The organism is Xanthomonas chitinilytica (assembly GCF_026107455.2).
GTDB lineage: Bacteria > Pseudomonadota > Gammaproteobacteria > Xanthomonadales > Xanthomonadaceae > Stenotrophomonas > Stenotrophomonas chitinilytica.
On sequence record NZ_JAPCHY010000005.1, the window covers coordinates 97,596 to 123,533 of the forward strand.

Sequence of the window (25,938 nt, forward strand, 5' to 3'; positions counted from 1 at the left end):
CGGTCCCCGTCCGCGGCCCCGATGGCCGCAGCAAACCAGGAGTCACCCGTCATGGGTCAATCAGTAGTCGTTCTCGGCGCCCAGTGGGGCGATGAAGGCAAGGGCAAGATCGTCGATCTGCTGACCGAGGAAATCGGTGCCGTCGTCCGTTTCCAGGGCGGTCACAATGCCGGCCACACGCTGGTCATCAACGGCAAGAAGACCGTGTTGCATCTGATCCCGTCCGGCATCCTGCGCGACGACGCGCTGTGCCTGATCGGCAATGGCGTGGTGATTTCCCCGGCTGCGCTGCAGAAGGAAATCGAGGAGCTGGAAACGGCCGGCGTCGAAGTGCGTTCGCGCCTGAAGATCTCCCCGGCCGCGCCGCTGATCATGCCGTACCACATCGCCCTGGACCAGGCGCGCGAGCGCGCTGCCGGCGGCAAGGCGATCGGCACCACCGGTCGTGGCATCGGCCCGGCCTACGAAGACAAGGTGGCGCGTCGCGGCATCCGCATCGCCGACCTGCATTACCCCCAGCAGCTGGAAGAACTGCTGCGCACCGCACTGGACTACCACAACTTCGTGCTGACCAAGTATCTGGGCACCGATGCGGTCGACTTCCAGAAGACCTACGACGAGGCGCTGGCCTTCGGCGAGTACGTCGAGCCGATGAAGTCGGACGTGGCCGGCATCTGCCACGAGCTGCGCAAGCAGGGCAAGCGGGTGCTGTTCGAAGGCGCGCAGGGCGCGCTGCTGGACATCGACCACGGCACCTATCCGTACGTCACCAGCTCCAACACCACCGTCGGCGGTGCGCTGGCCGGTGCCGGTGTGGGCGCCGATGCCATCGACTACGTGCTGGGCATCGCCAAGGCCTACGCCACCCGCGTTGGCGGCGGCCCGTTCCCGACCGAGCTGGACGACGAGATCGGCCAGGGCATCCGCGACCGCGGTGCCGAATACGGCGCCTCGACCGGCCGCCCGCGCCGCTGCGGCTGGATCGACATCGTCGCGCTCAAGCGCGCCGTCGCCATCAACGGCATCAGCGGCCTGTGCATCACCAAGCTCGACGTGCTCGACGGCATGGAGAAGCTCAAGGTCTGCATCGCCTACGAATACCGCGGCAAGCGCACCGAGTACGCGCCGCTGGACGCGCAGGGCTGGGAAGAATGCACCCCGGTGTACCTGGAGTTCCCGGGCTGGAGCGAGAACACCCACGGCATCACCAACTGGGACGACCTGCCGCCGGCCGCCCGCGCCTACCTGCGCGCGCTGGAAGAACTGGCCGGTTGCCCGGTCTCGATCGTGTCCACCGGCCCGGACCGCGACCACACCATGATCCTGCAGGATCCGTGGGGCTGAGTCGCAGCAGGAATGCCGTAGGAGGAAAGCCCCGCCGATGCGGGGCTTTTCTTTGTGCGGACGGTCGAAGTGCGGGGAGCCTGGTGGCTTCTTCCGGCTTCTTCCGGCTTCACGGTTTTTTCGGTGACGCTGTGGCCGCCAACAGGAGGAGAAAAGCACGATGCGGCCAGGAGCGGAGAGTGAAGCGGGGCAGACAGCAAGCCTGGTTGCCGATGGGACGCCCCGTGCGCCGGACAGCTGGTCGCCGATTCCGGACATCGCCCAAGGCGGACGCTCCTGGGTGGCCCGCCTGTGGCGGCGGATATGCCGCGAGCCAGCCCTGCTGTTTTCCACGGCCTATGTGCTGGTGGCCTTCCTCGGGTTGTGGTCGAGCTACTGGTTCCACCGGGGCTTCGGCATCGCCATCCTCGACTACCTGCAAGCCAGCGACCATCTGGTGGGGGGCTGCGCAACCCTGCCCCTCTCCTGATTTTCGCCAGTGGCGTGCTGCTGGCGGTGCGGGTGAGCTGGCCGGATACGCTGCGCCGTCGCGCCCCGGCGTACATCGGCGCGTTGATGCAACGGCTCAGGCCCGGCCCGGTGGGGCACTGTTGAGTTGCCGCTCGACGACTTCCAGGATGGTCGGCACGTCGACATCGAACGAGCCGGCGTGTCCAGCGTCGAACGCCTGCCGCCACTGGGCATGGCCCTTGCGGTAATCCGCCGCCGGCGCATGCGTTCCCAGGTACGTCATGCCGCTGCGCTTGAAGGTCTGTTCGGTCACCGGCACGTGCGCCAGCCGGGTCATCATGCCGCTTGGCAGGCCGGGGTGACGCAGGCGCAGGCCATCCAGGGTTACATGGAAGATGCGCCCGCCCAGCGGATGCTGTTCGACCAGGTTGATCAGCACGGTGGGGTGTTCCCCGGCATCGCGGCCATCGCAGCGCCAGAGCTGGCCGGCGGCATAGTCTTCGGGGACAGGTAGATCGTTCATCATGGTCTTCCGCTGCATACACCCGCGATGATGCATGGCCGGAATCACCCCCGCCTTGCGCAATCTGGCGGCGTGGCGGGCATCAGTGTTTCCTGACGGCTGACGGCTGACGGCTTGCGGCCGCTGCCGGACTTCTTGCCGCCGCCGTCCTGCTTGTTGACCGTGGCCCAGGCGATCCGCTCCGCCGCGGCATCGCTGCGGCCATGTTCCTTCTCGCTCTGCTCGATGTGCGCGGCCTGGCGTTTCTGCTTCCCGGTATAGCTGGACTTGTCTCCGCGTGGCATGGCTGTCTCCTAGCGTGTCGGGCCGGCGCCGCCGGCAGGTTGCCGGCGGCGCAGGACATCGCCGAGGGTGGGAGGGCCGTGGTTAAAAGGCGGTGGGCGCGAAGTCGTGCCGGCGTGCATGCCGACCATCGTGGACGCCGGCGACGGGCGTGACGGGTATGCGCGAATGACTAGAATGGCCTGCGCTGGCGCGCGCTCCGGCGCCACCGCGATACCCCGTCCTGTTCCGGTGGCCATGGCCGCAAGCCGGTCTTTCCCCGATGCAAAGGCTGCCCGATGCGTATCGACCCTGCCGAAATCGAAGCCCTGTTCGACGCCATTCCCAGCGTGCTGTTCTTCGTCAAGGATGAAGAGGGCCGCTACACCCACGTCAACATGACCATGATGCGGCGGCTGGGGCTGAAATCGCGCAGCGAGGTGATCGGCAAGCGCGCCGGCGAGATCTATCCGGCCGGACTGAGCGAGGACTACACCCGCCAGGACGAACGGGTGCTGGCCGGGGAGGTGATCGAGAACCTGATGGAACTGCACCTGTTCGCCAACCAGGAACCGGGCTGGTGCCTGACCTGCAAGCGGCCGCTGGTCGTCGACGGCCAGGTGCGCGGCATCATCGGCATTTCCCGCGACCTGGGGCAGAAGGGCGGACTGGAATCGCAGTACGAGCCGCTGCGGCTGGCGCTGGACTACCTCAACACCCACTACGCCGAGAACGTGCGCATGCAGACCCTGCTGGACATCACCGGCTTCTCGCTGTCCAAGCTGGAGCGCAGCTTCCGCAAGGTGTTCCAGATGACTCCGCAGCAGGTACTCACCCGGCTGCGGATCCAGATCGCCATGCATCTGCTGCACGGCGAGGACAGCGTGGCCAGCATCGGCCAGGCCTGCGGCTTCAGCGACCAGAGCGCGTTCACCCGCAAGTTCAAGGCGGAAACGGGCATGGCGCCGCGCCAGTACCGGGCGATGGTCGCCACGCGGACGGAGCCCGGTGGGGGGGCGGGCGCGTGATCGGGGTGCCGGGCTTCAGCCCGGATAACCCGGGTGCGGTTCCGGCACCCTGCCGCCGGTACCGACGGTGAGCCGGAAGCGCAACCAGGCCGCGGACTCCGCTTCACTGGTGGAGCCTTCGGCAAGGCCGAGCATGGCGATGTATTTTTCCTCGTCGGTTGCGCTTGGTTTCCCGTCGTTGAGGGCAATGAGCACGCGGTAGCAGGCGTGCGCAGTGCGCCTGTTGCCATCGACGAACGGTTGATTGCGGGCCAGGCCGAAAGCCAGGCTGGCAGCCAGGTCGGCAAGGTCGGGCGGTGGGTTGCCGCAAGCGTGCAACTGCTGCGGACGGGCAAGGGCGGAGTCGGGCAGGGTGTCGTCGCGGACGCCGCTGCCTCCGCCATGCTCGGCAAGCTGGCAGTCGTGGATGGCCAATGCCAGCGGCTTGCCGATCCAGCGAATCGTCATCGTCTCACTGCGCCAGCTTGTGCAGCACCTGGCGATCTTCGCGCATGATGGCTTCGGCAACTTCCATCTGCGCGGCAAGTTCCGGGTCGAATGCGGTCAGGCGAATGCCATCGGGCGTTTCCAGTGCATACAGCTCGTCGCCCTTGCCAAGACGCAGGCGTGCGAGCAGTTCCTTGGGCAGGATGACGCCGGCGGAGTTGCCGCTGCCGGTGATCTTGAGTTTCATGGCTGGCCTCACGACTGTTGTGACTTGAGTCATCACTGGCAATGAGGGGCAGCAACGCCGCCGCGGCATCGCTGTCCGGGCCGCGGCATGGGCCGGTCAATCCTGGCACCGTGGGCTGCTTCCGGATTCAGGGTTGCCGGTAGGGATCGGTTTCGCAGTCTCTGTCCAAGCTGCGACAGGGCCATTGTTCCGGCAAGGCCTGCTGGCGCAGTTCGAAACGATCGCCGGTCCAGACCACGAAACCACCGTGCAGCATCGGCGAGGAATCGCCGACCAAACCTTTGATGCCTGGCGGGAAACCCCGTTCCGGATCCGGTTCGATCAGCAGACGGATCGCGTCGGTGCGCGCGAGCGTGGCGATGTCCGCAAACGGGGCGCTGGCCCCGGCCCGGCGTAGCGCCTGCCAGTCGTGCGGGTCGAGCTGGGGAAAGGGCGTGCCGGGGACGTCGCCGGCAGGCTGCAGCCGGCCATCGGCCGCCAGGAGGAAAAGCAGGAGGCCGCTGTCGAATTCCGAACGCTGCCGTTGCGAGCAGCTACGGTTCAAGGTGGCCTGGTCGTCGGGGGCAAGCCGGCCGATGCCAGCCGGGAGGCGATTGCAGGAGCCAGCGATCTGTAGCGCCAGGCCGTCGGGCGCACCACCGCGGCCAGGGAAGCGACGGATCCACACGGTGACGCCGTCGCGCCGCGCATAGAAAGGTTTCTGCCGCGCATGGGCATACGACAGCTTGGCCAATACCTCACGGCCGGGGCGGTCCAGCGGCGCCAGCGTGTCGGGCAGGTCGGCCAGCACCGCGGCCAGTTCCGGCGGAAGCGGCCCCCAGTGCGCATCCTCGGTGGGCGGATAGGGCAGGGTGTCGTAACCGTTGAGCGACGTGGATGCTGCCGTATCCGCACGGGGGAAGGCGGTGCATGCCGCCAGGCCGAGAACTACGATCAAACCGACGATGGGGCGGCGAACCATGGAGGCTCCTATGTTTCAGCGTGAAAATCCGGGTGCCGTTTGCGTATGGGCATCCACGTCGCGTTGCTGCTGGTCATGGGCGGCTTGATCGCGGGCATGCGCGGCGAGTTGATCCAGGCTCCCTTCCGTGGTGGCGCGTGCAAGCGTCGTAACCGATACGCCGATCCGTTGGTCGGCCGGGTCGTTGCCACTCTCCCGGACCAGGAACAGGGTTTCACCAGCCTGTCGACCGTTGACCGGGTGGCTCATGCGGATGTCACTGACGGATGTCCAGTTTTTCTCCTTGGCGCTATGCAGCAAGGCCAGGCTGACGGCGTCGGCATTGTCCCGCCAGGAGTCTCCCAGCGTATCCACATGCTGGCGGATCTGGCTGTACAACGTATTGTCCGGGTGACCCGGCAGACGAGGATCGGCTAGCTGTCGCTGCGTGTTGCCGATGCCTTCTGCACCCAGTTCGTGCTGCCTTGGCGGTTCGTGCCTGGTGCTGGTGAGTACATACTGCCAGCGCTCTTGCCCTGGGGTGCCGCGTACCGCCTCGATATAGCTGCTATAGAAGTTCTGGTCCGTTTCGGTCTGCCGGGGGAGGGTTTGGCAGCCGGCAGAGTCGGTGTTGCGGGCGCTGCCCATATGGTGCTTGAAAGTGTCGTTGAGCGGCTGGATACCATGTTTGTCGGCCGAGTCGAACCACCCGTCGCCATTCGTGTCGCGGTGTACACCACCGGCCCCGTTGTCTACGGCATCCAGGCTGGGGCGCAGGGAGAAGTGCGTCGTCCCGCGCCCTCCCGGAGTGAGATGGGTGGTTGCCCGCATTTCTATCGTCCCCTCGGCCAGACGCCCCAAGTCGGGGGTGCCATCGCGGTCGCTATCCAGGCCCTCGGCGCGTCGGAAAGCCGAGCCTTGATATGGAGCCGGTTGCGGGTCCTGTCCGGCGCGTGCATCGTATTGGGAAGTGGGCTCGGTACTTGCCTGGTGGAACTGGGCTAAACCGGTTGTATTGTCCGGATTTTGCCACAGCACCACAATGCGGTCGTCATATGCGCCGCGACCGCCATGGTCCGTGGTGCGGGTTTCGTTGCGCAGGCCGAGTATCACGCGGTTGCCGGCCTCAAGCTCGCTCATCGCCTGTGCGTCGCCCCGTGTGGCCACGATGCTGGCGTATACGTGGAATTGCTGGGCAGCGTCCAGTCCTTCCAGTTCCTCGGAGGAGGGAAAGCGGGGTGGGCCGGAACTGTCCATCAGCCGTTCATGGGTTGGCCGCAGTACAGCGATAGCGGGTGAAGACGGAATGTTCCTGTCGATGGCCTCCAGGTGTTCGCGGTTCTCGGCGGCCACGTAGCGGTCTAGGGCTTCCTGCACGACAAGAGGCTGGTTCTGCCGCAATTGGTCGAGTCTGCGTAATGCGGCCGTTGGTTGGCCCTCTGCAAGGAGTCTGCCGACCTCATCGGCGGAAGTGCGGATGTCAAGCGGACTCGCTTCGTTCATGGCGACCTCCTGTCCCAGTGTGCGATAGGCCCATCCTAGGCCATGTCAGAGGCTAGGGACCGTGTGTGCAGTCACAGCCTATCGACGATTCTGCCTGCCGGTTCGCTGCCGGTTCCGTATGCAGCAAGGCCCCGCGAGCGGGGCCTTGCCTGTTGCATCGCATTCAAGAGTGAAAGCGCTTACGCCTCGGCGTCTTCCTTGTACGCATCCACCGGGATGCAGGCGCACATGACGTTCTTGTCGCCGTAGACGTTGTCCACGCGTGCGACCGGCGGCCAGTACTTCTGCAGCTTCAGGGTCGGCAGCGGGAACGCGGCCAGCTCGCGCGGGTAGGCGTGGGTCCACTCGCTGGCCGACACCTGGGTGGCGGTGTGCGGGGCGTGCTTGAGCGGGTTGTCCTCGCGGTCCAGGCGGCCGTCCTCGATCGCGGCGATCTCCTGCCGGATCTGGATCATCGCGTCGATGAAGCGGTCCAGTTCGTGCAGCGATTCGCTTTCGGTCGGCTCCACCATCAGCGTGCCGGCGACCGGGAAGCTCAGGGTCGGGGCGTGGAAGCCGAAATCGATCAGGCGCTTGGCCACGTCCTCGGCGCCGATGCCGGTGGCCTTCTCCAGCGGGCGCACGTCGAGGATGCACTCGTGCGCGACCAGGCCGTTGCGGCCGGTGTACAGCGTGCGGTAGTGCGGGGCCAGGCGCTTGGCGATGTAGTTGGCGTTGAGCAGCGCGACCTGGGTCGCCTTGCGCAGGCCGGCGCTGCCCATCAGGGCGATGTACATCCAGCTGATCGGCAGGATCGAGGCGCTGCCGAAGGTGGCGGCCGAGACCATCGCGCCGTTGCCCACGCCCTGCGTGCGCACGCCGTCCTTGACCAGCGCGCCGGGCAGGAACGGCGCCAGGTGCGACTTGACCGCGCACGGGCCGACGCCCGGGCCGCCGCCGCCGTGCGGGATGCAGAAGGTCTTGTGCAGGTTCAGGTGCGACACGTCCGAGCCCCACTTGCCGGGCTTGGCCACGCCGACCAGGGCGTTCATGTTGGCGCCGTCGGTGTACACCTGGCCGCCATGCTTGTGGATGATCTCGCAGATCTCGACCACGTCTTCCTCGAACACGCCGTGGGTGGACGGGTAGGTGATCATCAGTGCGGCCAGGCGGTCGCCATGCTTCTCGGCCTGGGCGCGGATGTCTTCGACATCGACGTTGCCGTTGGCGTCGCACTTGGTGACCACGACCTTCATGCCGCACATCTGCGCCGAGGCCGGGTTGGTGCCGTGCGCCGATTCGGGGATCAGGCAGATGTCGCGATGGCCCTCGCCGCGCGAGCGGTGGTAGGCGCGGATCGCCAGCAGGCCGGCGTACTCGCCCTGGGCGCCGGAGTTGGGCTGCAGGCTGACCGCGTCGTAGCCGGTGCATTCGACCAGCATCGCTTCCAGCCCGTCGATCAGTTCCCTGTAGCCCTGCGCCTGTTCGGCCGGGGCCAGCGGGTGGATGTTGGCGAACTCCGGCCAGGTCACCGGGATCATCTCGGCGGTGGCGTTGAGCTTCATGGTGCAGCTGCCCAGCGGGATCATGGTGCGGTCCATCGCCAGGTCCTTGTCCGCCAGCGAACGCAGGTAGCGCAGCAGTTCGTGTTCGCTGTGGTGGGTGTTGAACACCGGGTGGGTCAGGAACGCGCTGGTGCGCAGCAGGCCGGCCGGCAGCGCGTCGGCGGTGGCGGCATCGAGCGCGTCCACGTCCACGGACACGCCGAACAGCTGGCCGAGCGCGACGATGTCGGCGCGGGTGGTGGTCTCGTCCAGGCTGATGCCGACCGCTTCGCTGTCGATCGCGCGCAGGTTGATGCGGGCATCGCGGGCCTTGGCGTGGATCGCCGCGGCGTCGATGTCCTTGACGTGCAGGGTGTCGAAGAAGTGCTCGCCGACGTTGACGCCGGCGCCGCGCAGCGCGGCGGCCAGGATCGCGGCCAGGCGGTGGGTGCGGCGGGCGATGCGGGTCAGGCCCTCGGGGCCGTGGTACACGGCGTACATCGAGGCCATCACCGCCAGCAGCACCTGCGCGGTGCAGATGTTGGAGGTGGCCTTCTCGCGGCGGATGTGCTGCTCGCGGGTCTGCAGGGTCAGGCGGTAGGCCGGGTTGCCCTGGGCATCGATCGAGACGCCGATCAGGCGGCCCGGCATCGAGCGCTTGTAGGCATCGCGGCAGGCCATGAACGCCGCGTGCGGGCCGCCGAAGCCGAACGGCACGCCGAAGCGCTGCGAGTTGCCGACCACGATGTCCGCGCCCCATTCGCCGGGGGCGGCGATCACGGTCAGCGCCAGCAGGTCGGTGGCCACCGCGACCAGGCCGTTGCGTGCGTGCACGGCCTCGGCCAGGGCCTTGTGGTCGCCGACGTGGCCGAAGGTATCCGGGTACTGCAGCAGCACGCCGAAGCAGTCGGCTTCCAGCGCCTCGGCCGGGGTGCCCACGCGCAGCACGATGCCCAGCGGCTCGGCGCGGGTGCGCAGCAGTTCCAGCGTCTGCGGGTGCACGGCGTCGTGCACGAAGAAGGTGTCCGACTTCGACTTGGCCGAACGCCTGGCCAGGGTCATCGCCTCGGCCGCGGCGGTGGCTTCGTCCAGCAGCGAGGCGTTGGCGATCTCCATGCCGGTCAGGTCGGCGCACAGGGTCTGGAAGTTGATCAGCGCTTCCATGCGGCCCTGCGAGATCTCGGCCTGGTACGGGGTGTAGGCGGTGTACCAGGCCGGGTTTTCCAGCACGTTGCGCAGGATCACGTTCGGCGTGTGGGTGCCGTAATAGCCCTGGCCGATGAAGCTGCGGAACACCTGGTTCCTGTCGGCGATGGCGCGGATCCTGGCCAGCGCTTCCACCTCGGTCAGCGATTCGGGCAGCGCCAGCGGTGCCGGCGACTTGATCGAGCCGGGAACGATGGCGTCGGTCAGCGACTCCAGCGAGTCGTGGCCGACGATGCGCAGCATCTGCGCGATCTCGGCGTCGTTGGGGCCGATGTGGCGTTCGACGAACGCGGTGTGGTGTTCGAGGTCGCGCAGGGAAGGGGTGTTCTGGGTCATGGCTGACGTCCGGAGAAGGCATGCGGGCTGGGGCGGCAGGCGCGCTCGCGGCCAGCCGGCCAATGGTCCCGCGCAGGCGGTGCCCCGGCCGGCAAGCCGGCGGCTTGCCTCGTGCCCCTCTGTCCTTTTGCCTGAGAGTTTGGAAGCGACGCGACGGGGAGTCGTGCGCTTCGTGCCCCTTCGGCGCCGGAGTCAACCGGTCTCTCCAGAGTTTTGTTGCAGGTGGTATCGGGCCTGAGCGATTTACGGGCGTTTGCGCCTTCGGCAGCGGGGTCAGCCGCTTCTCCCACCGTGTTGCGTACAGCCCGCCGATTATAGCCGGGTGCAGACCTGCGCACCGGCTTGGATTACCATTGCCCCCCCCAGCCCGGAGACCGCGCGTTGCACGCGGCGGGGCGGGTCGTACCGGGATCGCCGGCCGTCGCGGGTGAATGTCCGGACAAACCAGTGCATCATGGCCGTGTACCGCGTCAGCGCCCGGCCTTGTCGATTTCCTTTTCCACCCCCGCACCTGTGCAGGCACCGGTGCCGTTGCCCGTTGTTCACAGGAAGCCATGGAAGCAAGCAAGCAGGTCTCGCTGCGCCGGATCGCCGTATTGGTCGGCGGCCTGTCGATGTTCGGTCCGTTCGCCATCGACGCGGTGTTTCCCGCCTTTCCGCAGATGGGAGCGCAGCTGGGGGCCGACAAGCTGGCCATGCAGCAGGTCATCAGCGTCTATCTGCTGGCCTATGCCCTGATGAGCCTGGTGCACGGCGCGCTGTCCGATGCGCTGGGGCGCAAGCGGGTGATCATCGGTGGGCTGGTGGTGTTCATCGCCGCCTCGATCGGCTGTGCTCTGGCCCGGGACATGGGCGTGCTGCTGCTGTTCCGCGCATTGCAGGGACTGTCGGCCGGCGTGGGCTACATCATCGGCCGCGCGGTGATCCGCGACCTCTACGACGGCGACGACGCGCAGCGGCTGATGAGCCAGGTGTCGATGATCTTCTCCATCGCCCCGGCCATCGCCCCGATCATCGGCGGCTGGCTGCTGGGCTGGAGCAACTGGCAGGGCGTGTTCTGGTTCCTGGTGGCGTTCTCGGCGGCACTGCTGCTGATCACCTGCGTCTGGCTGCCGGAAACCCACCCGCCGCACGCGCGCCTGACCCTGCACCCCGGGCGGCTGCTGCGCGATTACGTGGGCATCGGCATGAACCCGCGATTCCTGCGGCTGGCCGCCGCCGGCTCGCTGGGCTTCGGTGGCCTGTTCCTGTACATCGCTTCGGCGCCGGCCGTGGTGCTGGATCTGCTGCACCTGAACGAGCAGCAGTTTGCCTGGTTGTTCATCCCCACCATCGGCGGCATGGCGCTGGGAGCGTATGCCTCCGGGCGGGCCGCCGGCCGCATCGCCGGCGCGCGTGCGGTGCGCATCGGCTACATCTGCATCGCCGTGGCCACCGTCTACAACATCGCCTACAACGCGCTGGCGCCGCAGATGACGGTGCCGTGGGCGCTGCTGTCGCTGACCCTGAACGCCTTCGGCGTGGCGTTGATCTTCCCGATCCTGAGCCTGGCCATCCTGGACATGTACCCGCGCCAACGCGGGTCCGCCTCGTCGATGCAGGCGTTCAGCACGCTGGTCACCAATGCTTTCATCGCCGGCGTGCTGTCGGCGCTGCTCAGCCGCAGCGGCTTGTGGCTGGCCATCGGTGCGGGACTGTTCGCCATGGCCAGCTGGTCGATGTGGAAGTGGGAACGGCGCAGCCAGCGCGCGCTGCGCTCGACGCAGGCGCGCTGACACCCTCACCCCCCCGCATCGGGGACAATAGACGGGCTGCCACCGGGGCGGCGGTTCAAGAGCACACAACGATGTCGATCCAATCCAAGGGCCGCCGCGAGGCGAAGAAGAAGCAGGCCGAGCGCGAGCGCAACCAGGCCAGCGCCAATCCGCCGGCGCAGGCAAAGGTGGAGCCGCATGCCGAACTGCGCGACCAGCAGCGGACCCTGCTGGCCGGCATCGTGCGCCGCGACGGCGAATGGGTACTGGGGATGGATGGCCGCATCGCCGGCGAAACCACCAGTGCGGCCCGGGTGCTGGCGCTGATCATGCAGGCGGCCGAACTGCACGAACGCACCGGCACGCCGGTGCGGCTGATGTACTCGGATGCGCTCAAGGATGCCGCGCACGCCGAAGCGGCGGCGCAGGGCCTGGAGTTCGAACAGTTCAAGGCGAATCTGGCCGGCGAACTCGGCTTGCGGCCCGGGAACTAGGCGTCCAGCCGCAGCGGGCCGGCATGGCTCCCGGTTTCGACCCGCAGCGGAGCGTGCGCGCCGTCACCGGGGCGCGCGGCAGCGCGCATGTGTGGCCGTCGCAGACTCAGGCTACACTCCGCCTGCGCTCCTGGGGGAGGGCCTGATGGGGGAATGGCTTGTTCACCAAGCGGGGATTCCATGGGCTTGCGCGCCGGGAAGCGGTCAACCACGTGGTTGCATCGACCATTTATTTATAAGGAGATAGAGAATGCGGGAGCCTGTAAAGCGCGTGCTGCGCGGAGCGTTGGTGGGAATGGCGATGGTCGCCGGTGCCTCGGGCATCGCCCATGCCGCAGAGCTGACCAATGCGGATGTGCAGAAGATGGTGGCGGCCAAGCTGGCGCCGCAGACCATCATCATGACGATCCAGTCGTCGCCGTCGAAGTTCAACACCTCGCCCGACCAGGTCATCCGCCTGAGCAAGGCGGGTGTGCCGCAGGCCGTCATCGAGGCGATGATTGCCGCCAACGGCGGAAGCGGCGCCGGTGCCGCGGCTGGCGGCACCGCGACGGGTTCGGCCGCCATCCGTGCCGATGAAGTGGTGATGCTGGATGGCAACCAGCGCATCAGCATGCGTTATACCGTCGGCACGATGCGTACCGCGGTGCGCGCGCTGGGCTTCGGTGGCGCGGCCACGTACGCCTCGTTGCCGGGGCCCAAGGCCCAGCAGCGGATCAGCAACAAGCGTCCGTCGTTCGTCGTCGCCGCGCCGAGCAACGCACGTCCGGAAGGCCATGTGATCCTGGCCAGTTTCGAGACGCGCAAGAACGGCACGCGCGAGGTCAGTATCGCCAGCGGTGGCGGTTACAGCTTCTCCACCGGCATCCACCCGGACCGCATCATCGCCACCACCTTCGAACCGCTGGCCAGCCAGGCCGGCGCGCCCAGCGGCCACACCGTCTATCGGATCACGCCGAACGTCGACCTGGCACCGGGCGAATACGCGCTGGTGCCGGCCTCGGGCCAGGCCCAGCAGACCGGGTTCGGCGCCACCGGCAGCAGCAACTATTTCGACTTCGGCGTGGATTGATCCAGCGCCGCGCAGGTTGAACGAAAACTCCCGGCGATGCCGGGAGTTTTCGTTTGTGCGGCGAATTCCGGCGCTGGCGGCAACCCGGCCCGGCGCCTCTGGCCCCGGGGCGGATGTCCGGTGCAGCGGGCGCCGGGCAGGCAGCCGCCGATCAGTCAGCCCGCATTGTCCTGCGGCGGGGCCTGCGTGGCGACTTCCCAGCCGCACATCTGCCCCTCGTTCTGCTGCTTCAGCCACTCCTGCACCGGAGCGAAGTACTCCAGCATCGGGCCGGCGTCGAGCTTGTCGTTGCCGGTCAGCTCCTTGAGCGTCGCCTGCCACGGCTGGCTGGCGCCCTTCTGCAGCATCGCCCAGAACTTCTGCCCGGCTTCCTTGTTGCCATAGAAGCTGCACTCGTTCAGCGGGCCCTGGTGCCCGGCGGCGTCGCACAGGCCCTTGTAGAACTGGAACTGCAGGATGCGCGCCAGGAAGTAGCGGGTGTACGGCGTGTTGCCGGGGACGTGGTACTTGGCGCCGGCGTCGAAGAACTCCTCGCCGCGCGCGCTGGCCGGGGCCACGCCCTGGTACCTGGCCTTCAGTTCCCACCAGGCGGCGTTGTAGTCGTCCGGGGCGATGGAGCCGTCGAACACGCCCCAGCGCCAGCGGTCGATCATCAGCCCGAACGGCAGGAACGACACGCCGCTCAGGGCCATGCGCATCTGGTTGTTGATCACCGCCTCGCGGCTCTCCTGCGGCTGGTCGACCAGGCCGATCGAGTGCAGGTAACCGGGGGTCATCGCCAGCACGATGGTGTCGCCGATGGCCTCGTGGAAGCCGTCGTTGGCGCCGTTCTGGAACAGCGGCGGCAGCGGGTTGTAGGCCAGGTCGTAATAGATGTGGCCCAGCTCGTGGTAGATGGTGGTGAAGTCTTCCTCGGTCGGCCGGATGCACATCTTGGTGCGCACGTCGCCGGCCATGTCCAGGTCCCAGGCGCTGGCGTGGCAGACCACGTCGCGGTCCAGCGGCTTGATGAACTGGGTGCGTTCCCAGTAGCTCTTGGGCAGCGCCGGCATGTCCAGCGAGGTGTAGAAGTCCTGCGCGCGCTCAGTCATCTGCCGCGCGGTGTTCAGTTCGGCCTCGCGCTGCGCCTTGAACAGGGTTTCGACGTTGGCGTTGTTGCCGGCGCGGGCCAGGGCGCCGCTCAGGTTGACCTGGTACTGCTTCTCCAGCGCGGCGGTGATGTCCAGGCTGCCGGTGCCGGGATAGGGTTCGAGCTGGTCCCACAGGTTGGACCAGTCCTGCTGCCACATGTTGCCGGTCAGGTGCGCGGCGATCATGCCGCCGCCCACCTCGGCCTTGTCCTTGCCGTAGGTCTTGCCCAGCTTGCCGCGGGTGTAGCAGTGCAGCTGCTCGTACAACGGCTTGACCTGCTCCCACAGGCGATCGGTTTCCGGGCCGATCTGCGCGGCCGGCATGTCGTAGCCGCTGCGCCACATCTCGCCGGCGTCGGCGAAGCCCATTTCCTTCGCGCCCTCGTTCACCAGTTCGACGAAGCGCACGTAGTCCTTGCGGATGGTGCTGGCGGTGCCGTGCCAGCCCTGCCAGGCATCCAGCTGCTGGCCGTAGTCGCGGCTGCGCGCCAGTACCTTCTCCAGGTCGCCGAGCTGGCGGCAGGAGGCCGGGTCGTTCTCGTCGGTGCAGTACTTGCCGGCGCCGTAGCTGCCTTCCATGCGCGTGGCGATGCGGGTCAGCTCGCCCAGCTTCGCCGGGTCGCGCGGTGCCGGCATCGAGGTCATCAGCTTGAGCAGGTGGATGGCGCGGGCGGTGTCCTCGGACATCGGCTGCCCGTCGTATTGGCCGGCCTGTTCGATCCAGCCGTTGAGCACGGTCAGCCAGCGCTCGTTGGCCTTGGCCGCCACGCGCTCGGAGTCGGCGTTGATGTAGGTGGACGACAGCCACTGCGCCGAGCTGATCTCCGGGTACATCGCGCGGTACTCGTCGTTGACGCGGGCGATGAACTGGTCGGCGGATTCGGTCGCGGCCGCGGCCGCGGAGGGGCTGGCGGCGTCGGCCGCACTTTCCTTCTTGCACGCGGAAAGCGACAGGACGCCGGCGCCGACGGCGAGGGCCAGCAACAGGTGGCGATGGTTCACGGTGGTTCCCCGGATGGATGTGTGAAAGTCCGGCGAAGGCTAGAGGGCCGCCGCAGTGGCCGCAAGTGCGTCAGGTCGCGGGCAAGGAGATGTGCCGGGAAATCATGGCCCGGCGTTCGCCACGCGCCCGGATGTTGCCGCGTCGTGCGCGGAACCGGTTATTCGAGCAGGCCGCGAACAGCCCGCCACTGCCGCGCGTCCTCGGCGTCGCGCTCGAGTCGCGCCAGGCGGAAGCCAGGGCGCCGCATGGATTGGCGCGTCGCCACGCGCCCGGATGTTGCCGCGTCGTGCGCGGAACCGGTTATTCGAGCAGGCCGCGGACAGCCAGCCACTGCCGCGCGTCCTCGGCATCGTGCTCGAACCGCGCCAGGCGGAAGCCAGGGCGCCGCATGGATTGGCGCGTCGCCACGCGCCCGGATGTTGCCGCGTCGTGCGCGGAACCGGTTATTCGAGCAGGCCGCGAACAGCCAGCCACTGCCGGGCGTCCTCGGCATCGTGCTCGAACCACGCCCGCGTGGACCCCAGCCGGTACGTATACCCCCACGCATCCATGTCGGCCATCAACCGCGCGCTGCCGACGCCGGGCAACTGCGCGGCCAGCACGATCTGCAGGTAGCAGGTGGCATCTTCTTCCTCGACCGAATCGGTGGCATCGGTATGCACCGCGGCACGGCGCTCGGGCGGCAGCACGATCAGGTGGCAGGCTTCGTGCAACATCGAGTGCACCGGCGTGTCGCCGCGCACGTAGACGTCGCTGCCGATCACCCCGGCCTCGGGTTCGCCCCAGTAGCTGCCGGGAATCTTCTGCCCGTCGTCGACCCGGTTCAGGCGCAGGCCATGGCGGGCGAGCAGGGCGCTGGCGTCGGTCCAGCCGATGTCGCCCACGCACAGCACGTCGGGGGGGGAGTCCGCGGCGGCGGGATGCTCGGGCATGAGGGGAAGCTGGGTGGGGGGAATGGCTGGTGGCACCGGTTGCGCGGGCCGCCTTGCGGCGGGTCCCGCATCTGCCGGCCGGCGGATCAGGCCTGCGGGCCGTCCGGCAGTGCCACCGAGATGTCGAGCACGTCGTGCTCGCCGTCCTTGACCAGGTCCACCTTCACCGCATCGGCGTCGATGTTGACGTATTTCTTGATCACTTCCAGCAGCTCGCGCTGCAGCAGCGGCAGGTAGTCGGGGCCGCCACGGTGGCTGCGTTCCTGCGCGATGATGATCTGCAGTCGATTCTTCGCGGTTTCGGCGGTGGTCTTCTTGGCCTTGAGGAAATCGAAAAGTCCCATGCTCACCCTCCGAACAGCTTGCTGAAGAAGCCTTTCTTCTCCACGGATGTGAAGCGCAACGGGCGGTCCTCGCCGAGGATGCGGCAGACGGTGTCCTCGTAGGCCTGTCCGGCCGGCGATTCGGTGTCCAGGATCACCGGCTCGCCCTTGTTGGAGGCGTTGAGCACGTCGCCGGATTCGGGAATCACGCCCAGCGCCTTCAGTCCCAGCACTTCCTCGACGTCGCCGATGCTGAGCATCTCGCCGGTTTCCACCCGTGCCGGGCTGTAGCGGGTCAGCAGCAGGAACGCCGGCACGTTGCCGCCGTTCTCGGCCTTGTGGGTCTTGGAGTCGAGCAGGCCGATGATGCGGTCGGAGTCGCGCACCGACGACACTTCCGGGTTGACCACGACCACGGCGCGATCGGCGAAGTACATCGCCAGGAACGCGCCCTTCTCGATGCCGGCCGGGGAGTCGCAGATGATGAAGTCGAAGCCTTCGGCGGCCAGCTCCTTGAGCACCTTCTCCACGCCTTCCTTGTTCAGCGCGTCCTTGTCGCGGGTCTGCGAGGCGGCCAGCACGAACAGGTTGTCGAAGCGCTTGTCCTTGATCAGCGCCTGCTTCAGCGTGGCTTCGCCGTGGACGACGTTGACGAAGTCGTACACCACGCGGCGCTCGCAACCCATGATCAGGTCGAGGTTGCGCAGGCCCACGTCGAAGTCGATGACCGCGACCTTCTTGCCGTGGCGCGCCAGCCCGCAAGCCAGGCTTGCGCTGGAGGTGGTCTTGCCCACGCCGCCCTTGCCGGAGGTGACTACGATGATTTCAGCCAAAGGATTTCTCCTGGAATGTTCGGTTGGGGCTGCGTCAATCCAGCGCAGCGATCTTGATCTGGTCCTGTTCCAGCCAGACCTGCACGGCCTTGCCGCGCAGCTGTTCGGGAACATCGTCCAGTACCTTGTAATGGCCGGCAATGGCAACCAGCTCGGCATGGAAATCACGACAGAAGATCCGCGCGCCGGTGTTGCCCTGGGCACCCGCCAGCGCCCGGCCCCGCAGCGTACCGTAGATATGGATGCTGCCGTCGGCGATGACCTCGGCGCCGGCGCCGACGGTGGACAGTACGGTCAGGTCGCAGTTCTCGGCATACAGCTGCTGGCCCGAGCGCACGGTGCCGTGCTGCATGCGGCCGGGCTGCGGCGCCGCGGCGGCCGGTTGCGCCGGCGCCGGGGCCGGGGCCGGTTCCGCGCGTGGCGGGGGCGGGGGCGGCGCCTGGGCCTCGACACGCTCGTACTGGGCGCGGAACTTGGCCAGCAGCGGCAGCCCGAGCTGCTGCGACAGCAGGTCGGTCTCGGTGGTGCCGTAGGCCAGCGCCACCGGCAGCACGCCGGCGCTGCGCAGGCCGTCGAGCAGCGCCTGCGCGGTGGCCGCGTCGGGCACCTGGCTCAGGCCGCCGAAATCGAGGATCACCGCCGCGCGCCCGAACAGCTTCGGCGCCCGGGCCACGCGCTCGCGCATTTCGCGGCTCAGGCGCTCGACGTCGAGGGTGCGGATGCGGAGATTGGCGATGCCCACCTGGCCGATCTTCAGTTCGCCGGCCTGTTCGAAATCCATGTTCGCCGCCACCTCAGGTCCCCGTCGGCCGTTGCGCGCGCGCGATGCGGCGCGGATGGCCCACCCAGGGCAGGTCGGGCAGCTTGTCGCCGTAGGTCTCGTGCACCCAGGCATAGCTGCACAGGTCCTTGAGCAGCATGCTGGCGCGCACGTCGACGTCGGCCATGGTGTTCTGCCCGACTTCGCGGAAGCCGAAACTGCCGTGGAACAGCAGCGCGGCGTCGGCGCCGTGGTCCAGGAACACCTCGCAGGCCATCTGCGGATAGCGCAGCTCGGCATAGCTCTGCGCATCGGCGTAGAAGGCGCGGCCGACACCGCCGCCGCGGCGGCGGCTGGCCACCACGATGCGGTCGATGTAGAAGAAGCTCGGGTAGCGCTGCTGGAACCAGGCGAAGTTGCTGCTGTCGTGGTCGCCATCGCTGCCGAAGCCGACCAGGAAGCCGGCCAGGTTGCCGTCGCGCTCGGCGACGCGGAAGTACTCGGCGTTTTCGTAGAAATGGCGCAGCCTTGCTGCATCCAACGGCAGGATCGCCAGGCCGGCATTGTTGTTGAGGGCCAGGACGGAATCGAGCTCGTGCTCGCGCACGTCGCGGATGACGATCGACATTGTGACTCCGTGGGGTAACGCGGTCGGCCCCGAGGGGCTGTGCGGCGGATTATCGCATGGGCGGCCGGGAGCGGCGAGCAGCCGGGCATGACTTCCGTGAGGGGGCGGCAGCGGCGGTTCATCCTAAGATGAGCGCATGTTGGGATACCTCAGCCATACCCGCGTCCTGCGGCTTGCCGGCCTGTTCACCTGGGCCATCGTCTGCGTGCCGCTGGTCTACACCCAGTACGTGCCGCTGGAGGAGGGCGGGCTGTACAACCGGGCCGAAGCCTGGTGGTTGTTCGTGGCCTACCTGGGGTTCGGCGGTTGCTATTTCTGGCTGACCCGGGGCCTGAGCGCCGGCGGGCATTCGAACTGGTACGACCGGCTGATGTTGCTGGTGCTGACCGTCTCGGCGCTGGCGGTCAGCTATTTCAGCCGGTCCGGGCTGGGCAGCATCCTGATGATGGTGGCCGCCGGGGTGATCCCGTGGCTGCTGACGGTGCGGGTGGGGGTGGTCTGGCTGCTGTTGAGCCAGCTGGCGGTGCTGCCGGTCTATTACCTGATCCTGGGGTTCCCGCTGTTCGAGGCGCTGATGCAGTCGTTGCTGTACGGCGGCTTCTCGCTGTTCATCTTCGTGACCAGCCTGGTGGCGCGGCAGCAGACCCAGGCGCGCGAGGAGCAGCGCCGGCTCAATGCCGAACTGCGCGCCACCCGGCTGTTGCTGGCCGAAAGCGCCCGCATCAACGAGCGCACCCGCATCTCGCGCGAGCTGCATGACCTGCTGGGGCACCACCTGACCGCGCTGAGCCTGAACCTGGAAGTGGCCGGGCACATCACCGAAGGGCAGGCGCAGGAGCACGTGCGCCAAGCGCACACCCTGGCCAAGCTGCTGCTGACCGACGTGCGCGAGGCGGTCAGCCAACTGCGCGAGAGCGGCGCGATCGACCTGGCGGCGGCCCTGCGGCCGCTCACCGAGCAGGTGCCGTCGCTGGAGATCCACCTGGACATCGACGAGCCGCTGAGCGTGGAAGACCCCGAGCGGGCGCATGTGTTGCTGCGCTGCACCCAGGAGATCATCACCAATGCCGTGCGCCATGCCGGTGCCCGCAACCTGTGGATCCAGGTGCGGCGCGAGCAGGGGCAGGTGGTGATTTCCGCGCACGACGATGGCGTCGGCGCCGATATCGAAGGCATCATCCCCGGCAACGGCCTGCGCGGCATGCGCGAGCGGCTCAGCCAGTATGGTGGGCAGCTGGATATCGAAAGTCGCCAGGGCCAGGGTTTTCGCCTGACGCTTTCGGTGCCCGGTGCAACCAGCCCGATGCTGGCCCCCGTTCCACAAGGAGTGCGTTGATGATTCGCGTCTGCCTGGTCGATGACCAAACCCTGGTGCGGCAGGGGATCCGCTCGCTGCTGGCGCTGGACGACGGGATCGAAGTGGTGGCCGAGGCCGCCGACGGCCGCCAGGCGGTGGAGCTGATCCCGAAGATCGCGCCGGACGTGGTGCTGATGGACATGCGCATGCCGGTGATGTCTGGGCTGGAGGCGCTGCAGACCCTGTCGCAGCAGGGGCAGCTGCCGCCGGCGATCATCCTGACCACCTTCGACGACGACCAGCTGGTGCTGGCCGGGCTCAAGGCCGGGGCCAAGGGCTACCTGCTCAAGGACGTGACCCTGGAGCAGCTGGTCGGCGCGATCCGCACCGTGGCCGATGGCGGCTCGCTGGTGCAGCCGGCGGTGACCCAGCGCCTGCTGTCGGGGCTGGAGCACATGCGCAACGAGTTCGTCAGCCTCGACCGCCCGGATCCGCTGACCGACCGCGAGACCGAAATCCTGCGGCTGATGGCCAGCGGCTTCTCCAACAAGGAGATCGCCAATTCGCTGGGCGTGGCCGAGGGCACGATCAAGAACCACGTGTCCAACATCCTCAGCAAGCTGGGCGTGCGCGACCGCACCCGGGCGGTACTGAAGGCTTTCGAGCTGCAACTGGTCTGAGATCGCGCCCTGGAACGCTTGCTGGCGCGGTGCTGTCGGTTCGGCATCGGGACGCGTGGTGGCGCGCTTGAGGACCCTGCAGTCCTGTTTGGCCGGGGCGCGGTCTGGACGACGGGGCCGGCTCGACGCAATGCGCGAGGCGTTTACCGCCATGCAAGGCCATGTCTCGCGGGCAATGGCCGCTCACCCTGTCCAAGCCCGGAGCACGTGGTCGCCTCCGGGGTGCGCTCGGGGCTTCCGGGTTGCAACTGGCCCAAGATCGGGCTGCTCGTGGAGAAACGCTGCTTGCCGGCTCCTGCCCCAGGGGCGCGGTCGAGGCCGGAATGATGCGATGGAGCCGCTGGAGAACCGCATTCAGGTCGATCACCGGATGCCCCGGGCGACTCGCCGATGCGTGCCGCGCGATTGTGGGCCGGTGGCGCGCACGCAGCGACGGCGCATGCTCTCGCACGTCCGGCACGCACAAGCATGCCGGGTCGCATTCCACGGTCTTCGCCTTGCCCCGGCGCGGGTGGGGGCCAAAGGGCCAGCCTTGTGCCGGTTCAAGCTTCCATGGTGCGCCGCCGATACCCGCATCCCGTGCGATGCGTTACCCTGCGCGCCCGTTGCGGGAAAAATTTCCGCACCCGGCATGGAAACCGGTGCCCAATCTGATGAATATCGGCCGCGAACCCTGATAGGATGGGGGCTTCGCTTCAATCAACCCGGCCGTGGGATCGGCCCCGGAGACTCCTGAATGACCCGTATTATCGAGTTCCTGATCGCCTTGGGGATCGTGGCTGGCCTGTTCGTCATCATTGGCGTGTGCCTGCCGGGCGAGCGGCATATTTCCGAAAGCATCGAGACCAACCGCAAGATGACGATCGTGTACGACACGGTCAGCAGCCTGCGCCGCTTCAAGGACTGGAACCCGCTGACCCTGCGCGATCCCGCCGTTGAACTGAAGCTTTCCGGCCCCGAGGCCGGCGTTGGCGCCCGCCTGGACTACAGCTCCAAGGACAGCACCCTGGGCCAGGGCAGCTGGGAGATCACCGAGAGCGAGAAGAACCAGCGCGTCGCCATCGCCATCCAGGACCCGACCAAGGGCTACGACAAGGTCACGACGTTCACGCTGGTGCCCACCGGCAGGAACAACCAGAACGTCAAGATCACCCAGGACTACAGCGTCAAGTACGGCTTCGACCTGTTCGGCCGCTACGCCGGGCTGTACGTCAGCCGTCATGTCGGCGACGACCTGAAGCTGGGCCTGTCGCGCATGGCCAACATGCTGGCCACCGTGCCGAACGTGGACTATCGCGCCGCCGAAGCGCCGCTGACCGACCTGAAGATCGTCGACCTGCCCGCCGAGGACCTGCTGGTGATCAACGCCGGCAACATCGACCGCAACAACGACACCATCCGCAAGTCCATCCAGGACAACCAGGAGTGGATCAAGCGTGCGATGGAGGCCAACGGCCTGGAAGCCGCCGGTCCGGTGCGCATCGTCACCACCGATTTCGGTGCGGAGAAGTACGCCTTCGACGTGGCCCAGCCGGTCCGCAAGAAGAGCGCCGCTACTGCCGACAAGGCGGCCGCCGACAAGGAAGACGGCGACGATGCCACTCCGGTCGCTTCCAGCGGCAAGCTGGACGTGAAGATCCCGAGCGGCAATCCGGTCACCTACGTCCACACCGACGCACGTCGTTCCGCCTTCGCTTCCTACACCGGCCACATGGCGGGTCTGGACGTGGCGCGCAACGCGCTGCGCGCCTGGGCGGTGACCACCGGCAACGAAGTGATCGACCGCCCGTACGAGGCCTGGAAGGGGGGCGTCGACAAGGCGTTCACCACCGAGGGCAGCTACGACGTGTACTGGTCGGTCAAGTAACCGCCCAGCTGCACGCGATGGAATGATCGACAGAAAACGCGCCGCCTACTGCGGCGCGTTTTTTTTGGGCGCTGGCCGGAAAACACCAGCCTACCGCGGAAGGATGATGATGTTCAGTCTCGAACGACGCTCCCGCAAACCCTCGCTGCTGGCCTGCTGTGGCGGGTTGCTGGCGGCCGCCGCGATCGCATTGTCGGCCTATGCCTCGCATGGCATCGCCGATCCGCAGGCGCAGTCGCACGTCAATACGGCGGCGTTGTATGCCTTCGGCCACGGCGTGACCCTGGCCGCACTGGGCGCGCGCGCCGACCGCTCGCTTGCGCGGCTGGCGCTGTACATGCTGCTGCTGGGCACGTTGCTGTTCTCCGGCAGCCTGGTCGGCGGTGCGCTGTGGCAATGGTCCACGCGTCTGGCGCCGGTCGGCGGCATGACCTTGATGGCCGGCTGGGTGGTGTTCGCGCTGAATGCCCTGAGGCGCTGAGCGTGCCACGGCATGCCCGCGGCTTCGACGTGGAAGCCGCCTGGGACCATCTCTCTCGCCGCGATCGCAAGCTCGGCGCCTGGATGAAGCGGCTCGGACCGCTGCCGGCCGAGCCGCGCTGGCGCAAGTCCTTCGATCCGGTCGATGCGCTGGCCCGGGCGATCCTGTTCCAGCAACTCTCGGGCAAGGCCGCTTCGACCATCGTCGGGCGGGTCGAAGCGGCGATCGGCAGTACCCGCCTGCACCATGACACCCTTGGCCGGATCGACGACGCCACGCTGCGGGCCTGCGGCGTGTCCGGCAACAAGGCCCTGGCGTTGCGCGATCTGGCCGCGCGCGAGGCCCGTGGCGAAATCCCGGACCTGCGCCGGATGTCGACCATGCACCAGGACGAGATCGTCGCTGCGCTGGTGCCGGTGCGCGGCATCGGCCGCTGGACGGTGGAGATGATGCTGATGTTCCGCCTCGGTCGTCCCGACGTGCTGCCGGTGGACGACCTGGGCGTGCGCAAGGGCGCGCAGAAGGTCGACCGGCTGGAGGCGATGCCCACGCCGAAGGAGCTGCTGGCGCGCGGCGAGAAGTGGGGGCCGTACCGTACCTACGCAAGCCTGTACCTGTGGCGGATCGCCGATTTCACGGCCGCGGCGAAGCTGCCGACCAACCGCTCGCAGGATTGAACCGGCCGCTTCCCGCAGGAACGACATCCTGCAGGAGCGGCGCCGGTCGCGACAGCCGGCCGGTAACGCTGGCCGGCCCGGGACCCGCCAGTGTCGCGGCCAGGACGTCCATGCTTCGGATGCGCCCCCACCATGGGAGCGGGGGCGGAAACACCGCATGCCTCCGGTCCGGAAGTTCCCCGGGCATGGTTATCGAGCGCCCGGCCCGGGCAGGACGTCGTCGCAACGAAGGCGTCCGCGGCGTCAACGGTGGCGACAATGCCCCAAACCGCATTTCCCGCAAGTAGGGACGGAAGGGGCGGCGGCCGGTGCCCCGGTGACGGCCGCCGGGCAATGCCCCGCCCTCGCCGGTGGATAGGGCGTCAGCCCTGGCGATGGCTGCGGAATACCGCCATGGTGCCGCGTACCAGGACCAGGAGCAGGATGACCGGGACCAGCAGGGCATAATCCGGCAGCGGCGGAAAGGCCTTCATCACGAGCAGCACCTGCAGCTCGGCATGGACCAGCAGCAGGCAGGCGCAGATGCGGCTGCGGCGATGGCAGCCATAGGCCAGCGCGGCATAGATGGCGGCGTTGCCCAGCCCGCCCGCCGCCAGCAGACGGTTCATGTCGTGCCACAGCAGCATCCACAGGGTCGCGCACGCCAGCGCGGTTCCGATCAGGGCGCCAGCGCCGCACATCAGGGCGATCGCCAGGTCGGGCGTGCGCGATGGTCCTGCGGTGACTGCGGGGACGCTGCTTGCCTGGTAGGGGTTGTCGTCCATCGGCATGTTCCGGCGATCAGGCGGAAAGGCGGGCTCCCGCCCAGCGCCAGTGCCATGGCTCGTAGACGATGCCGTGCGGGTTGTCGCGCGGGTAGCTCATGGCGAAGCCGAAGTCGCCGGCGTGGCGGCGCAGCCAGGCGAAGGCGGGCGTGCGTTCGAAGGATTCCTCGGCGGGAGGCTCGCCCGGGGTACCGATGTCCAGTGCGTCGCCGCCGTGGTGCTCGCTGTAGCCGGGAGCGGCGTTGACGCTGAGGATCTGCTCCACGCTCTGCCCGCGTGCCAGCTTGCGCTCGAAGATGCCCAACTGGTAATCGTGGCTGCGATAGCCGGAAATCGCATCCAGCGCGATGCCCTCGAGCGCGGCGGACTGCTGCATCCGCTGCCAGCCGCGGGCAGCACCGCGCGACAGCCACAACGGCCGCCGGTAACGGTCGAAGCCGGCCAGCTGCAGCACGGCCGGTTCGGCCACCAGCGACAGGCCGGTGCGCTCGCCGTAGCCGTCGTCCAGGCCGAGCCGCTGCAGGTGTTCGTGCAGGCGTTGCAGCGGCAGCACGGCCGGCGCCGGCGCGGCGCGGCGCCGGCCGTGGACGGCGTCCTCCAGCGTCGCCAGCGCCTCGTCGATGCCCGGTTCGCGCGGAAGCCGCGTGACCAGCGGCAACAGGCCCTCGGGCAGCAGTGCGGCCAGGTAGCGACCGTCCCGCTTGCGGCGTAGTACATGCCGTGCGCGGGCCAGGGTGCGGGCGTCGGCATTGCTGCGCGCGCGCAGCAGTCCGCCGGGCCACAGTTCTATTTCCGGCGTGTTGAGCAGGCGGGTGGGGGCAGGGCGCATGTGGCCAGCTTAATCCCGGGCCGGAACCGCGGCCAGTTGCTCAAGTTCCTGCAGCAGCTGGCGTGGTTGCTCGGGGCTGAGCAGCACCAGGCTGCCGTCGCGCAGCGGCAGCACCAGTACCCGGCTGGTGTCGGTGAGCAGGCAGAAGGCCTTGCCGCCCCCGGGCATGCGGAAGTGGCCGGACTTGAAGCCGGGCATGCCGAAGCCGTTGGTCTTGAAGCTGGGCTTGAACTGGGTGTGTTCGGCCAGGTCGACCACCCGCGCCTGGTCCAGCTTCAGTGCACCGATGCCGATGCGCTTGCGGTAGAAGCTGGAGACCACTTCGAGCTGGCGATCGCGGAGGGCGATGCGGCGGCGGGCGAAGGCCCAGCTCAGCACGGCGCCCAGCAGGGCCATGAAGGGCAGGGTGATCCACAGGTCCAGGTGGGTGTGCCGGGCACGATCCAGAGAGGTGTAGAGGGTCAGGCCGGCGGCGGCGAGCAGCGGCAGCCATACCCACAGCAGCAGCCATGGGGAGGCGGCGGCGACGGGATAGTCCTTCGATGGGGGCGATACATGGGACATCGATTCGGTTTCCATGGAGAGGTAGGTGCGGTTTGCGCCGACGGCCATCGAACGTGTGCCGCT

At 67.9% G+C, this 25,938-nt stretch carries 26 protein-coding genes, 1 pseudogene and 1 riboswitch; of the genes and pseudogenes, 11 read left to right on the forward strand and 16 right to left on the reverse strand.

Features of this window, described 5'->3' with window-relative positions; translation table 11 throughout:
- Window positions 1-51 precede the first annotated feature (51 nt).
- Entirely contained in the window at window positions 52-1,344 is a 1,293-nt protein-coding gene (locus OK345_RS07970; protein WP_265127398.1) for an adenylosuccinate synthase, read from the forward strand.
- Between the two features lie 160 nt (window positions 1,345-1,504).
- Window positions 1,505-1,813: a hypothetical protein gene (locus OK345_RS07975; protein WP_265127399.1), complete on the forward strand. Its 309-nt coding sequence runs from the start codon at window positions 1,505-1,507 to the stop codon at window positions 1,811-1,813.
- 96 nt (window positions 1,814-1,909) lie between these two features.
- On the opposite strand, the gene OK345_RS07980 is transcribed toward OK345_RS07975, so the two are convergent.
- Both OK345_RS07980 and OK345_RS07985 read right to left on the reverse strand, forming a co-directional pair.
- Window positions 1,910-2,317, reverse strand: a complete 408-nt coding sequence (locus OK345_RS07980) for a hypothetical protein (RefSeq protein ID WP_265155006.1) — start codon at window positions 2,315-2,317, stop codon at window positions 1,910-1,912.
- Window positions 2,318-2,430: 113 nt separating this feature from the next.
- Window positions 2,431-2,601: pseudogene (locus OK345_RS07985) on the reverse strand (HupB); the annotation flags it as partial.
- A 276-nt stretch (window positions 2,602-2,877) separates the two neighbouring features.
- On the opposite strand from OK345_RS07985, the gene OK345_RS07990 reads away from it, so the two are divergent.
- Entirely contained in the window at window positions 2,878-3,606 is a 729-nt protein-coding gene (locus tag OK345_RS07990) for a helix-turn-helix domain-containing protein (protein ID WP_265127400.1), read from the forward strand.
- Window positions 3,607-3,621: 15 nt separating this feature from the next.
- On the opposite strand, the gene OK345_RS07995 is transcribed toward OK345_RS07990, so the two are convergent.
- The 5 genes from OK345_RS07995 to gcvP all read right to left on the reverse strand — a co-directional run bounded on the left by OK345_RS07995 (window position 3,622) and on the right by gcvP (window position 9,787).
- Window positions 3,622-4,053, reverse strand: a complete 432-nt coding sequence (locus OK345_RS07995; protein WP_265127401.1) for a type II toxin-antitoxin system death-on-curing family toxin — start codon at window positions 4,051-4,053, stop codon at window positions 3,622-3,624.
- Between the two features lie 4 nt (window positions 4,054-4,057).
- Window positions 4,058-4,279 carry an AbrB/MazE/SpoVT family DNA-binding domain-containing protein gene (locus tag OK345_RS08000; RefSeq protein WP_265127402.1) on the reverse strand — a complete coding sequence of 74 codons (222 nt, stop codon included), beginning with the start codon at window positions 4,277-4,279 and terminating at the stop codon, window positions 4,058-4,060.
- Window positions 4,280-4,406: 127 nt separating this feature from the next.
- Window positions 4,407-5,240 carry a hypothetical protein gene (locus OK345_RS08005; RefSeq protein ID WP_265127403.1) on the reverse strand — a complete coding sequence of 278 codons (834 nt, stop codon included), beginning with the start codon at window positions 5,238-5,240 and terminating at the stop codon, window positions 4,407-4,409.
- A 15-nt stretch (window positions 5,241-5,255) separates the two neighbouring features.
- A complete protein-coding gene (locus OK345_RS08010; protein ID WP_265127404.1) occupies window positions 5,256-6,722 on the reverse strand; it encodes an XVIPCD domain-containing protein in 1,467 nt (488 codons plus the stop codon).
- Window positions 6,723-6,901: 179 nt separating this feature from the next.
- The gene (gene gcvP / locus OK345_RS08015; protein ID WP_265127405.1) at window positions 6,902-9,787 is read right to left on the reverse strand and encodes an aminomethyl-transferring glycine dehydrogenase; all 2,886 of its coding nucleotides are present in this window, start codon (window positions 9,785-9,787) and stop codon (window positions 6,902-6,904) included.
- Between the two features lie 109 nt (window positions 9,788-9,896).
- A riboswitch (glycine riboswitch) is annotated at window positions 9,897-10,006 on the reverse strand.
- A 335-nt stretch (window positions 10,007-10,341) separates the two neighbouring features.
- Here gcvP and OK345_RS08020 point away from each other — a divergent pair.
- The 3 genes from OK345_RS08020 to OK345_RS08030 all read left to right on the forward strand — a co-directional run bounded on the left by OK345_RS08020 (window position 10,342) and on the right by OK345_RS08030 (window position 13,107).
- Window positions 10,342-11,562, forward strand: a complete 1,221-nt coding sequence (locus tag OK345_RS08020) for a multidrug effflux MFS transporter (RefSeq protein WP_265127406.1) — start codon at window positions 10,342-10,344, stop codon at window positions 11,560-11,562.
- Window positions 11,563-11,633: 71 nt separating this feature from the next.
- Window positions 11,634-12,035 (forward strand): hypothetical protein, encoded by a 402-nt coding sequence (locus OK345_RS08025; protein WP_265127407.1) that lies wholly within the window; start codon window positions 11,634-11,636, stop codon window positions 12,033-12,035.
- A 250-nt stretch (window positions 12,036-12,285) separates the two neighbouring features.
- Window positions 12,286-13,107 (forward strand): hypothetical protein, encoded by an 822-nt coding sequence (locus OK345_RS08030; RefSeq protein WP_265127408.1) that lies wholly within the window; start codon window positions 12,286-12,288, stop codon window positions 13,105-13,107.
- 155 nt (window positions 13,108-13,262) lie between these two features.
- Here OK345_RS08030 and OK345_RS08035 read toward each other — a convergent pair whose 3' ends face one another.
- The 6 genes from OK345_RS08035 to OK345_RS08060 all read right to left on the reverse strand — a co-directional run bounded on the left by OK345_RS08035 (window position 13,263) and on the right by OK345_RS08060 (window position 18,716).
- Window positions 13,263-15,239, reverse strand: a complete 1,977-nt coding sequence (locus OK345_RS08035) for a M2 family metallopeptidase (RefSeq protein ID WP_265127409.1) — start codon at window positions 15,237-15,239, stop codon at window positions 13,263-13,265.
- Window positions 15,240-15,683: 444 nt separating this feature from the next.
- Window positions 15,684-16,172 carry a hypothetical protein gene (locus OK345_RS08040; protein ID WP_265127410.1) on the reverse strand — a complete coding sequence of 163 codons (489 nt, stop codon included), beginning with the start codon at window positions 16,170-16,172 and terminating at the stop codon, window positions 15,684-15,686.
- Window positions 16,173-16,258: 86 nt separating this feature from the next.
- On the reverse strand, window positions 16,259-16,516 hold the full coding sequence (minE, locus tag OK345_RS08045; protein WP_265127411.1) for a cell division topological specificity factor MinE: 258 nt from the start codon (window positions 16,514-16,516) through the stop codon (window positions 16,259-16,261).
- Between the two features lie 2 nt (window positions 16,517-16,518).
- Window positions 16,519-17,328 (reverse strand): septum site-determining protein MinD, encoded by an 810-nt coding sequence (gene minD / locus OK345_RS08050; protein WP_265127412.1) that lies wholly within the window; start codon window positions 17,326-17,328, stop codon window positions 16,519-16,521.
- Between the two features lie 34 nt (window positions 17,329-17,362).
- On the reverse strand, window positions 17,363-18,109 hold the full coding sequence (gene minC / locus OK345_RS08055; protein WP_265127413.1) for a septum site-determining protein MinC: 747 nt from the start codon (window positions 18,107-18,109) through the stop codon (window positions 17,363-17,365).
- Between the two features lie 13 nt (window positions 18,110-18,122).
- The gene (locus tag OK345_RS08060) at window positions 18,123-18,716 is read right to left on the reverse strand and encodes a GNAT family N-acetyltransferase (protein ID WP_265127414.1); all 594 of its coding nucleotides are present in this window, start codon (window positions 18,714-18,716) and stop codon (window positions 18,123-18,125) included.
- 136 nt (window positions 18,717-18,852) lie between these two features.
- On the opposite strand from OK345_RS08060, the gene OK345_RS08065 reads away from it, so the two are divergent.
- From OK345_RS08065 to OK345_RS08085, 5 genes are all read left to right on the forward strand, one after another.
- Entirely contained in the window at window positions 18,853-20,052 is a 1,200-nt protein-coding gene (locus tag OK345_RS08065; protein WP_265127415.1) for a sensor histidine kinase, read from the forward strand.
- Complete coding sequence (locus OK345_RS08070) at window positions 20,052-20,693, forward strand: response regulator (RefSeq protein WP_265127416.1); 642 nt, start codon at window positions 20,052-20,054, stop codon at window positions 20,691-20,693. The genes OK345_RS08065 and OK345_RS08070 overlap by 1 nt, the downstream gene beginning before the upstream one ends.
- Window positions 20,694-21,429: 736 nt before the next feature.
- Window positions 21,430-22,560, forward strand: a complete 1,131-nt coding sequence (locus tag OK345_RS08075) for a polyketide cyclase (protein WP_265127417.1) — start codon at window positions 21,430-21,432, stop codon at window positions 22,558-22,560.
- 109 nt (window positions 22,561-22,669) lie between these two features.
- Window positions 22,670-23,041 carry a DUF423 domain-containing protein gene (locus OK345_RS08080; protein WP_265127418.1) on the forward strand — a complete coding sequence of 124 codons (372 nt, stop codon included), beginning with the start codon at window positions 22,670-22,672 and terminating at the stop codon, window positions 23,039-23,041.
- Window positions 23,042-23,043: 2 nt separating this feature from the next.
- The gene (locus tag OK345_RS08085; protein WP_265127419.1) at window positions 23,044-23,718 is read left to right on the forward strand and encodes a DNA-3-methyladenine glycosylase family protein; all 675 of its coding nucleotides are present in this window, start codon (window positions 23,044-23,046) and stop codon (window positions 23,716-23,718) included.
- A 362-nt stretch (window positions 23,719-24,080) separates the two neighbouring features.
- Here the strand turns inward: OK345_RS08085 and OK345_RS08090 are convergent, their stop codons facing one another.
- From OK345_RS08090 to OK345_RS08100, 3 genes are read right to left on the reverse strand one after another with little or no spacing between them, the layout of a single operon-like run.
- Window positions 24,081-24,482, reverse strand: coding sequence for a hypothetical protein (locus OK345_RS08090; protein ID WP_265127420.1), 402 nt, complete (start codon window positions 24,480-24,482; stop codon window positions 24,081-24,083).
- 16 nt (window positions 24,483-24,498) lie between these two features.
- Window positions 24,499-25,311, reverse strand: coding sequence for a M15 family metallopeptidase (locus OK345_RS08095; RefSeq protein ID WP_265127421.1), 813 nt, complete (start codon window positions 25,309-25,311; stop codon window positions 24,499-24,501).
- A gap of 9 nt (window positions 25,312-25,320) precedes the next feature.
- On the reverse strand, window positions 25,321-25,923 hold the full coding sequence (locus OK345_RS08100) for a PH domain-containing protein (RefSeq protein WP_265127422.1): 603 nt from the start codon (window positions 25,921-25,923) through the stop codon (window positions 25,321-25,323).
- Between the last annotated feature and the right edge of the window lie 15 nt (window positions 25,924-25,938).

What these genes read in the sequence shown, in the direction of transcription:
- OK345_RS07970 (WP_265127398.1), top strand. Translation starts at nt 52, where the DNA reads ATGGGTCAATCAGTAGTCGTTCTCGGCGCCCAGTGGGGCGATGAAGGC.
- OK345_RS07975 (WP_265127399.1), top strand. Translation starts at nt 1,505, where the DNA reads ATGCGGCCAGGAGCGGAGAGTGAAGCGGGGCAGACAGCAAGCCTGGTT.
- OK345_RS08010 (WP_265127404.1), bottom strand. Translation starts at nt 6,722, where the DNA reads ATGAACGAAGCGAGTCCGCTTGACATCCGCACTTCCGCCGATGAGGTC.
- minC (WP_265127413.1), bottom strand. Translation starts at nt 18,109, where the DNA reads ATGGATTTCGAACAGGCCGGCGAACTGAAGATCGGCCAGGTGGGCATC.
- OK345_RS07990 (WP_265127400.1), top strand. Translation starts at nt 2,878, where the DNA reads ATGCGTATCGACCCTGCCGAAATCGAAGCCCTGTTCGACGCCATTCCC.
- OK345_RS07980 (WP_265155006.1), bottom strand. Translation starts at nt 2,317, where the DNA reads ATGAACGATCTACCTGTCCCCGAAGACTATGCCGCCGGCCAGCTCTGG.
- OK345_RS08000 (WP_265127402.1), bottom strand. Translation starts at nt 4,279, where the DNA reads ATGAAACTCAAGATCACCGGCAGCGGCAACTCCGCCGGCGTCATCCTG.
- OK345_RS08080 (WP_265127418.1), top strand. Translation starts at nt 22,670, where the DNA reads ATGTTCAGTCTCGAACGACGCTCCCGCAAACCCTCGCTGCTGGCCTGC.
- OK345_RS08075 (WP_265127417.1), top strand. Translation starts at nt 21,430, where the DNA reads ATGACCCGTATTATCGAGTTCCTGATCGCCTTGGGGATCGTGGCTGGC.
- OK345_RS08060 (WP_265127414.1), bottom strand. Translation starts at nt 18,716, where the DNA reads ATGTCGATCGTCATCCGCGACGTGCGCGAGCACGAGCTCGATTCCGTC.
- OK345_RS08030 (WP_265127408.1), top strand. Translation starts at nt 12,286, where the DNA reads ATGCGGGAGCCTGTAAAGCGCGTGCTGCGCGGAGCGTTGGTGGGAATG.
- OK345_RS08005 (WP_265127403.1), bottom strand. Translation starts at nt 5,240, where the DNA reads ATGGTTCGCCGCCCCATCGTCGGTTTGATCGTAGTTCTCGGCCTGGCG.
- OK345_RS08095 (WP_265127421.1), bottom strand. Translation starts at nt 25,311, where the DNA reads ATGCGCCCTGCCCCCACCCGCCTGCTCAACACGCCGGAAATAGAACTG.
- OK345_RS08025 (WP_265127407.1), top strand. Translation starts at nt 11,634, where the DNA reads ATGTCGATCCAATCCAAGGGCCGCCGCGAGGCGAAGAAGAAGCAGGCC.
- OK345_RS08090 (WP_265127420.1), bottom strand. Translation starts at nt 24,482, where the DNA reads ATGGACGACAACCCCTACCAGGCAAGCAGCGTCCCCGCAGTCACCGCA.
- OK345_RS08020 (WP_265127406.1), top strand. Translation starts at nt 10,342, where the DNA reads ATGGAAGCAAGCAAGCAGGTCTCGCTGCGCCGGATCGCCGTATTGGTC.
- OK345_RS08070 (WP_265127416.1), top strand. Translation starts at nt 20,052, where the DNA reads ATGATTCGCGTCTGCCTGGTCGATGACCAAACCCTGGTGCGGCAGGGG.
- OK345_RS08065 (WP_265127415.1), top strand. Translation starts at nt 18,853, where the DNA reads ATGTTGGGATACCTCAGCCATACCCGCGTCCTGCGGCTTGCCGGCCTG.
- gcvP (WP_265127405.1), bottom strand. Translation starts at nt 9,787, where the DNA reads ATGACCCAGAACACCCCTTCCCTGCGCGACCTCGAACACCACACCGCG.
- OK345_RS07995 (WP_265127401.1), bottom strand. Translation starts at nt 4,053, where the DNA reads ATGACGATTCGCTGGATCGGCAAGCCGCTGGCATTGGCCATCCACGAC.
- OK345_RS08040 (WP_265127410.1), bottom strand. Translation starts at nt 16,172, where the DNA reads ATGCCCGAGCATCCCGCCGCCGCGGACTCCCCCCCCGACGTGCTGTGC.
- OK345_RS08100 (WP_265127422.1), bottom strand. Translation starts at nt 25,923, where the DNA reads ATGGCCGTCGGCGCAAACCGCACCTACCTCTCCATGGAAACCGAATCG.
- minE (WP_265127411.1), bottom strand. Translation starts at nt 16,516, where the DNA reads ATGGGACTTTTCGATTTCCTCAAGGCCAAGAAGACCACCGCCGAAACC.